We start from the raw sequence: 6,736 nt of genomic DNA on the forward strand, positions 1-6,736 counted from the left end.
TTCGAGGTCTACCTCGACGGCCCACAGGGGCCACGCTGGTACACGTTCGACGCCCGGCACGACGCTAGAAGGATAGGGCGGGTCGTCATCGCCCGCGGGCGTGATGCCACCGACGTCGCCATCTCGACGAGCTTCGGCACGGCGCTGCTCGTGCAGTTCGACGTCCACACCCTGGAGGTCGCCGACGACTTCGTGCTGCAGCCCCGGGGCTGACGATCGCATGCCGTGAGATCGAAAGACCCCTGGCGGATCGGCAGGCATTGCGTGTGGGCAAGCCTCGGCGGACAGGCCCCTCATCCCGTGCTATGGGATGGTTCGTTCGGAAAGGCGATCCATGACCGACACGAACGCAACCCGAGCCATCGACGTCGAGGCATCCGTCGCTCGCTGGCATCTGACCCTCGCCAGGCTCGCGGACAACGATAACGAGCCGCGGGGCATGCGGGCCGGGGCCATGGCCACGATGCTGGGCCTGCCGCTCGCTTCGACGGCCGCCGTCGCAGCCTGCCTTCGGTTCCTACTCTAGGACGTTTGCGCGGGTCACGCCGTCGGCGTTGATCGGCGGCGACCCAGGCACCTCGGCCCGGGTCGCCCCCTCGCGTGGCTCAGTCGATGATCTCGCCGATGCGGCCGCTGCCGCGCTCGACCAGCACCGTGCGGCCGTTGACGACCGTGTAGCGGCTGCCGCGGGCGCCGTACTCCTCCGGGACGTCGTAGTAGCTCACGCCCGCCGACGGCAGCACCGTGCCGACCCGGACGTCGCCGTCGTAAGCGTAGGAAGCGCGGCGCTCGCCGCGGACGTAGGTGCGGAAGCGCGGGCGGTCGTCGACGCCGAGAATGCCGTTGACGGTGCCGGTCGCCGCGCCGATGGCGCCGCCGACGATGGCCCCGATGGGACCGCCGGCCGCGCGTCCGTCGTCGGCACCTTCCTGCGCGCCGCGCACGAGACCCTGCGCACGGGCGACAGCCGGGAGCGCGAGGGCGAGGGCCGCCGCGGCGAGAATGGACTTGGTGTTCATGGAAGCCACCCGACGCCAATCGCGGCCGGTGGATGCCGGCGCATACAATTGGTTCGATGCCGGGACGTATGTCCCGACCGCCTCGGGATACGGGATACGATGCCGGCGGATTTGCGTCCGGACGGCCGCGGGACCATCGAATGTGCCGATCACCGTCGAGGTTGATCGACCGTTCTCTTCACGAATGGGCGATTGCCGCGATACCGCTGTGTTTTCGTGCCCTGGCTCCGTGGGAACGCACCTGGAATTCCCATGGTCCATACCGGCTACGACCCCGCCCTCGTCGCGCTTTCCATCGCCGTCGCGGTGTTCGCGTCCTACACCGCGCTCGACCTCGGTGGCCGCGTCCGCGGGGCCGCGGCCCGCCTGCGCTGGGCATGGGTCGCGGCGGCCTCGCTGGCGATGGGCGGCGGCATCTGGGCGATGCACTTTGTCGGCATGCTCGCCTTTGAGATGGGCATGCCCGCCGCCTACGACCCCGGGATCACCGTGGCCTCGCTGCTGCTCGCCATAGCCGCCACCGGCGCCGCGTTCGCGTGGGTCAGCCGTGAAGGGGCGGGACGGCGCGACGTCCTGGTCGGCGGCCCCCTGATGGGTTTCGGCGTGGCCGGGATGCACTACACCGGCATGGCCGCGATGCGGGTGCCCGGCAACCTTGCCTACAGCCTGCCCATCGTCGCGGTGTCCGTCGCCATCGCGGTGACGGCCGCGACCGCCGCGCTGTGGCTGACCTTCCGGCAAAACAGCGTCTGGCAGAAGCTCGCCGCGGCCGCGGTCATGGGTCTGGCGGTCGCCGGGATGCACTACACTGGCATGGCAGCGGCGACCTTGACCGCCGAGGACGCCGGGGCACACGCCGCTCACGCCGTCGGCGCCGGCATCGGTCAGCAACACCTCGCGCTCTCGGTAGCGGGGGCGACCTTCATGATCCTGTTCGCGGCCATTGTCGCCGCCTCCTTCGACCAGCAGCGGGTGCAACGGCACCTCCATGCCAGCGAGGGCCGCTTCCGGGCCGCCGCCGAGGCGGTCGGCGACATCATTTGGACCGCCGACGCGCGGGGCGCGATGGTGGGCCCGCAACCGTACTGGCAGGCCTACACCGGTCAGTCCGAGGCCGGGTGCAAGGGGACGGGCTGGACGGAGGCCGTACACCCAGACGACGTCGAGCCCACTAAGGCGGCATGGCGCGAGGCCGTAGCGGCGAACAGGGGCTACGAGCTCAAGCACCGCGTTCGGAACCGGGATGGCGAGTACCGCCTGTTCGCGGTCAAGGGACGGCCGGTGCGCAATCCGGACGGAACGATCCGCGAGTGGGTCGGCGTACACGCCGACATCACCGAGCGGGAGGCATACGAGGCGGCGCTGGAGGAAGCGCGGGACGCGGCCGAGGAGCACAGCCGGGCGAAGAGCCGGTTCCTGGCAAACATGAGCCACGAGCTCCGGACGCCGCTGTCGGCCGTGATCGGCTACTCCGAGATGCTGGAGGAGGAGGCCGAGGAGCTCGGCCATGACAGCCTCCTCAAGGATCTCGACAAGATCAAATCGAACGCCCAGCACCTGCTCGGGCTGATCAACGACGTGCTCGACCTGTCGAAGGTCGAAGCCGAGAAGATGGAACTCTACCCCGAGGACATCGACGTCGCTGCCTTCGTCACCGCTGCCGCCGGCACCGTGGAGGCGCTGGTCGCCAAGAAGGACAACGTCCTCGCGTTGGACGTGGCCGACGATGTGGGACGGGCGCGCACGGACGCGACCAAGCTGCGCCAGTGCGTCTTCAACCTGCTCTCGAACGCGGCCAAGTTCACCGAGGGCGGAACCATCACGTTGAGTGCCGCCCGTGAGGTCGACGTGGATGGCGACTGGCTCCGGTTCACGGTGCGGGACACCGGCATCGGTATGAATCCCGAGCAGGTCGGGCGCCTGTTCGAGCGGTTTACTCAGGCCGACGAGAGCACCACGCGCAACTATGGCGGGACCGGTCTCGGGCTCGCACTGAGCCGCGCTTTCGCCCAGCTTCTCGGTGGCGACATCACGGTAGACAGCGTCAAGGGCCAAGGAACGAGCTTCACCCTGCGCGTCCCAGCCGTGGCGCCAGAGTGGGCCGTTGAGGCGGCACCGGCGGTTCCCGAGAACCAGATGACGATGGGTGACCTCGTGCTGGTCATCGATGACGAGGTTAACCAACGCGAGCTGATGACCCGGTTCCTCGAACGCCAACGCTTTGCCGTGCGCACGGCCGGCGACGGACGTACAGGCCTCGACCTCGCCAAGTCGCTCAAGCCACGCGCGATCCTACTCGACGTGATGATGCCGGAGATGGACGGCTGGTCGGTGCTGGCCGCCCTGAAGGCCGATCCGGAGACCGCCGCCATCCCCGTGGTCATGGTGAGCTTCGTCGCCGACGCGGCGCTGAGTGCCTCGCTCGGGGCGGTGGAGGCGGTACCCAAGCCGGTGGACTGGACGCGGCTCCGCACGATCCTGGACCAGTTCCGGGCGGCCGACGGCGACGTGCTCGTGGTCGACGACGACGCCGACATGCGCCACCGCCTCCGAACGGTGCTGGAGCGCAACGGCTGGAGCGTGCGCGAGGCTGGGAACGGCTGCGAGGCGCTCGACCAGGTCCGGCACGGCGTGCCACGCCTCGTGCTGCTCGATCTGACTATGCCGGTCATGGACGGGTTCTCGTTTCTCGACCGACTCCGGGACCTGCCCGGCTGCGCCGAGGTCCCAGTGGTGGTACTGAGTGCCCGGGACATCACGGCGGTGGAACGCGAGCGCCTGTCCGAGGCCGACCAAATCTTGCGCAAGGGCGACACCAGCTTGCAAGACGTCGCCACCGAGCTGCGCAAGCTCGACAACCGTCAGACGGACGCCGGGGCTGCGACCCCGACAGGGGCCGTGGCGGGAATGCCATAGGCTCCAACCCTTAGTAGGGCATGTGATCCAACCCGCACGACGGCGGAGGTGCCGATCCCTCGGCCGGTGAAGCGTCGGACGGTCGCGACGACAGGTTTGCCCGGAGGGGGATAGATGGAACACGGTTTGGCGACGGCCGTCCTCTGCATCGTGGGCGGTGGCATCGCCGCCCAGGTGCTCGCAGCGCGCCTGCGCATCCCCGCCATCGTGCTGCTGCTCGCGCTCGGGTTCCTTGTCGGACCCGTGCTCGGCTTGCTGCACCCGTCCCGCGACTTCGGGGAGAACCTGCGCCCCTTGATCGGTTTGGCGGTAGCCATCGTGGTGTTCGAGGGTGGCCTCGCGCTTGATTTCCGCGAACTCAGGGCTTCCGGCGAAGGTGTTCTCAGGCTCACCGCCTTCGCGCTGCCTATCAACTTCGTCCTCGGCACCCTCGCGGCGCACCTCATCGGCGGGATGATGTGGGGGCCCGCGTCGGTGTTCGGCGCCATCCTCGTCGTGACCGGACCAACCGTGATCCTGCCGCTGCTGCGCCACGCCCGCCTGGAGCGCCGGTCCGCCGCCTTCCTGAAATGGGAGGCCATCGTCAACGACCCGGTCGGGGCGATCCTCACGGCAGTCGTCATCGAGATCCTGGTGGGCGTGCCGCACGGTGCCGACGAGACCCCGGTGGCTGCCCTGGCGCTCCACCTCGCCGAGGGCGTGCTGGTGGCGGGCGGCCTCGGTGTTGGCTTCGCCCTCTTAGTAGCATGGGCGTTCCGGCGGGATCTCGTCCCGGAGACGCTGAAGACGCCGGTGCTGCTGGCGCTCGCGCTCATCGCCTACGTCGTCCCAAACCTATTCATGCACGAGGCCGGGCTGATCGGTGCGACCGTGTTCGGGATCGCGCTGGCCAACCGCCACGTGCCGGGGTTGAGCGAACTACGGCGGTTCAAGGAGGCGCTCGTCGTTCTTCTGGTGTCCTGTCTGTTCGTCGTGCTGACCGCCGACCTCGACCTCGGCGTCCTCGGCAAGCTGTCCCTGCCCATCCTCGGTCTCACGGTGGCCATCCTGTTCGCGGTCCGCCCGGCCGCCATCTGGCTCGCGACGCTGGGCAGCGATCTGTCGCGGCGGGAGCGCCTGTTCGTAGGTTGGATCGGCCCCCGTGGCATCGTTGCGGCCGCCGTCGCTGGCTTGGCCGGTCCTCGTCTGAGCGAGGCGGGCTACGCCGGCGGCGATCTGATCCAGCCCACCGTGTTCGCGGTCATCGTGGCCACGGTCGTCCTCCATGGCTTCTCGCTGGGACCGCTGGCCCGGCGACTGAATTTGTCTACCGCGGCTGAAACCCAGCGGCTCGCCGTCGTTGGAGCGTCCCCATGGGCGAGCGATATGGTCGTCGCCCTGCATTGCGCGGGCGTGCCGGTGGTGCTGATCGACACCTATCCCGGCGCGCTCCAGGCCGCCCGTGACGCAGGGGTGTCAACGCTGCAGGCCGAGCTGTTGTCGCGGCATGCTGAGGAAGGTCTCGCCGACCACCCCCCGGACCATCTGCTTGCCGCGACCCGGGACGAACTCTACAACGCGCTGGTGTGCACAAGGCTTGCCCCCGAAATCGGCCGCGAGCGCGTCTACCAATTGGCGCCGTCGGCGGACCACCTCCTGCATGCGGACACGGGCGTCAGCCGGGATACCCGCGGCAAGGTTCTCGGCGACGGCAAGATCGACTTCGATGCCCTAGCCGGGCGGCACGAGGCCGGCTGGCGGTTCGAAGTCGTTCCCGCGAACGCGGGTGCGCATACAGATGCGGTCGCCTTGCTAATTATCGGGAAGGACGGGGTGGTCGAACTCCTCTCAGTCGACAACGAGCGTGCCGCCTCGAACGAGGGAGACCGCATGCTTGCCTTCGCCGCGCCGAATATTCCTCGCCTCGATATGGCGGAAGAGCCATCTCCAGCGCACGCCTGACGAGCGGGTTGCGTACAGCGTTCAAGCTCACAGGGTTCGCTCTGGGGTCGGTTGGGCATTTTCTATGGCCCGCATGAAGTTGAACCTCGCTCAGTAGGTCAGCGTCGCCCGCAGGCCGACGACCGTAGTGTTCTTGATCCGCCGCCCAAGTTCGTCGCGTGGGTCCGGGATGTTGCCCCCCGGATGAAAGCCGTACTGCTGGTTTGGCGGAACCGTCACGCGCGGATCGAGGACCGCCTGGTACGTCGCCTCGAACAAGGGCTCGAACCTTCTGCATCGGGATCGCCATCAACCGCGTGATCGTCCGGCCGCTCGGCCGGGTGATGACCTTCGTCGAGCAGGTCGGTCAGGGCAACCTGTCCGAGACGCTCGGGGACGGCGGCCACAACGAGATCGGTCGCCTCCGGCGTACGCTGAACGCGATGGTCTTTGGGCTGGCGGATCTTGCGCGGATGAACCGTGCGGCGACGTCGAACTTGAACGCGGCGGCGGCCGAGATCCGCGCCTCGGCGCAGGAGCAGGCGGCCTCGGTGGAGGAGCAGTTCGCGGCGGTGCAGGCGACGGCGGTGACGGTGGACGAGATCACCAATTCGGGCGCGCAGATCACGAAGCGGGCCGGCGAGGGGATCGCCCACGTCGGCCTCGGCCATGACTGTCAATCGCCGGTGAAAAGGGACCCGGGATCCGCTGCCAAAAAGGACCCGCTTGCGGCATGGTTTCCATTGATCGGTGACGCAGCGGGCGAAGCCGCGAAGCCGTCAGGGTCAGCGCAGCGGCGTCGCCCGCGTCTCCAGCGACCCGACCATCCGGTCGCGGCGTGCCGCGGCCGGCTCCGAGGCGCGGGTCTTCAGCCGCCAGCT

The 6,736-nt window shown here is 68.8% G+C and carries 5 protein-coding genes and 2 pseudogenes; 5 read left to right on the plus strand and 2 right to left on the minus strand.

Going from position 1 to position 6,736, the window contains the following annotated elements; genetic code table 11:
* Together MKK68_RS26775 and MKK68_RS26780 are read left to right on the plus strand one after the other, a co-directional pair.
* Nucleotides 1-213 (plus strand): annotated as a pseudogene (locus MKK68_RS26775) (transglutaminase family protein); the annotation flags it as partial.
* A gap of 121 nt (nt 214-334) precedes the next feature.
* Nucleotides 335-526 carry a hypothetical protein gene (locus MKK68_RS26780; RefSeq protein ID WP_244033460.1) on the plus strand — a complete coding sequence of 64 codons (192 nt, stop codon included), beginning with the start codon at nt 335-337 and terminating at the stop codon, nt 524-526.
* 79 nt (nt 527-605) lie between these two features.
* Here MKK68_RS26780 and MKK68_RS26785 read toward each other — a convergent pair whose 3' ends face one another.
* Nucleotides 606-1,019 carry a DUF1236 domain-containing protein gene (locus MKK68_RS26785; RefSeq protein ID WP_244033461.1) on the minus strand — a complete coding sequence of 138 codons (414 nt, stop codon included), beginning with the start codon at nt 1,017-1,019 and terminating at the stop codon, nt 606-608.
* 252 nt (nt 1,020-1,271) lie between these two features.
* Here MKK68_RS26785 and MKK68_RS26790 point away from each other — a divergent pair, with 252 nt between their 5' ends.
* Complete coding sequence (locus MKK68_RS26790) at nt 1,272-3,935, plus strand: MHYT domain-containing protein (protein ID WP_409567332.1); 2,664 nt, start codon at nt 1,272-1,274, stop codon at nt 3,933-3,935.
* Between the two features lie 114 nt (nt 3,936-4,049).
* On the plus strand, nt 4,050-5,876 hold the full coding sequence (locus MKK68_RS26795) for a cation:proton antiporter (protein WP_244033463.1): 1,827 nt from the start codon (nt 4,050-4,052) through the stop codon (nt 5,874-5,876).
* A 90-nt stretch (nt 5,877-5,966) separates the two neighbouring features.
* On the opposite strand, the gene MKK68_RS26800 is transcribed toward MKK68_RS26795, so the two are convergent.
* The gene (locus MKK68_RS26800; RefSeq protein ID WP_244033464.1) at nt 5,967-6,134 is read right to left on the minus strand and encodes a carbohydrate porin; all 168 of its coding nucleotides are present in this window, start codon (nt 6,132-6,134) and stop codon (nt 5,967-5,969) included.
* A gap of 29 nt (nt 6,135-6,163) precedes the next feature.
* Between MKK68_RS26800 and MKK68_RS26805 the strand changes: the two are divergent.
* Nucleotides 6,164-6,508, plus strand: a pseudogene (locus tag MKK68_RS26805) (HAMP domain-containing protein); the annotation flags it as partial.
* Nucleotides 6,509-6,736: the final 228 nt, after the last annotated feature.

The sequence above is a fragment of the Methylobacterium sp. E-016 genome (assembly GCF_022829745.1).
GTDB lineage: Bacteria > Pseudomonadota > Alphaproteobacteria > Rhizobiales > Beijerinckiaceae > Methylobacterium.